This is a genomic window from Anoxybacillus sp. J5B_2022 (genome assembly GCF_026847645.1).
Taxonomy (GTDB): Bacteria; Bacillota; Bacilli; order Bacillales; family Anoxybacillaceae; genus Anoxybacteroides.
The window spans coordinates 1-558 of sequence record NZ_JAPSMC010000176.1; the positions used below are offsets into that span (position 1 = coordinate 1).

Annotated in this window: 1 protein-coding gene; it reads right to left on the reverse strand. The window is 29.4% G+C overall.

What is annotated here, in order from left to right; translation table 11 throughout:
• Positions 1–233 (reverse strand): hypothetical protein (locus tag M4I42_RS17085; protein ID WP_268853210.1); only part of this gene is annotated, 233 nt, incomplete at its 3' end.
• Positions 234–558: the final 325 nt, after the last annotated feature.

Below are 558 nucleotides of genomic sequence, written 5' to 3' on the forward strand. Positions count from 1 at the left end.
TCTTTTATAAACATTCTAGTCGCTTCCACTTGATCTTCACTTATTTTATTAAAATCTTTATTAATTTGATTAATAATATCCTCAAATGTATGCAAGCCATCACACATTTTTAAAACGTATAGTCCTGATTTATTACAATCTTTTTTTAAAATGCTTTTTTCTCTGAACAATATGATTGAAGCACCTTCGAAATTTTCTATTACTTTTGTATTGGCTTTAAACTTTAAAAACATAAGCATATTCCCCCCTCAAAAATTAGGGCATACAAAAATGCATGCCCTAATCTTTTAGTCATTTTAAACAGCCAACAAATATTGGTTCCAGCAAACGGTAAGTAGTCTCGACTTAAAAGGTGTAATGTAACATCCAGCAATTTGAGAATTAGTTGTTTTAGGAGTTACAAAATTCATCATATTCACCACCTTTCTTATACAAAATAGAATTAACAACCTACAATTCTATTATTTTAAATTAAAGGAAAATAATCAATATGAATAGCCTGAATCCGTGATGGATTGACATCGACTTTGACTTTTTTGCTGGTTTTATGGATGCGTG